General features: G+C 68.6%; 1 protein-coding gene. It reads left to right on the top strand.

The genetic code is table 11. From position 1 onward, the window contains the following. Positions 1-592 (top strand): hypothetical protein (locus Pta02_RS40840; RefSeq protein ID WP_203880421.1); only part of this gene is annotated, 592 nt, incomplete at its 5' end. Positions 593-716: the final 124 nt, after the last annotated feature.

The raw sequence follows: 716 nt of genomic DNA, 5'->3' as shown, positions 1-716 counted from the left end.
CCGCCTGTGGTTGCGACAAACTGAGGGCATGACCGAGGTGCGACCCGCTCCGAATGCCGACGCGGCTCGATGGCTGCTCCGGGCCGATGTCCAGTGGTGGGATCTTGTCCGCTACGGCCCGCCAGGCTTCGAGGTGTATGTGCGTATCGCCTTTGGCCCTGGGGCGCAGGGTGTCGACCCGGCGGCAGGAGATCGCGCCGTTCGCGCAGCCCTGGCGACGCTCGCGACCTGCACGGCCACGCCGTCCCGTGGATATGCGGCGATCTGGGAGGGGTGGGGCGGGCGCCGGCCGGCTCCCGAAGCGCCACGGGTGGCCATTCCTCATCGGGAGATGCTGCTGTTCACCGGCCCGGTCGAGGTGCTGGGCGATGCGCCCGCCCTCGCCTGGTACGGCTCTGCGGGCGATCACGACCCGCATCTCGTGTGGCCCGAAGATCAAGCCTGGTGCCTGGCCTGCGAGGTCGACGAGGAGGTCGAGTTCAGCGTCGGATGTTCCCTGGAGGCGTTCCAGGCTCTGCGCAAAGCCCTGCCCGGTGCTGTTCGACGGGTGCGCTACGGAGCGCCGGCACCGATGTACCCCGACCCGGCCTAGCATCAGCAGCATCAGCAGCACCCGCACATCGGCACGAGAGGGCGTCGATCGCGTCAGGGACATCTGGCCGACCTCACGCAATGTCACCAGACATCGTCGCCATCTACGAGGTGAAAGGGGCTTG

Origin of the sequence: Paraplanobispora takensis (assembly GCF_016863195.1) — a bacterium.
Taxonomy (GTDB): Bacteria; Actinomycetota; Actinomycetes; order Streptosporangiales; family Streptosporangiaceae; genus Planobispora; species Planobispora takensis.
Note: the sequence above shows the minus strand (reverse complement) of the source record. Positions and strands in the feature narration are given on the sequence as shown.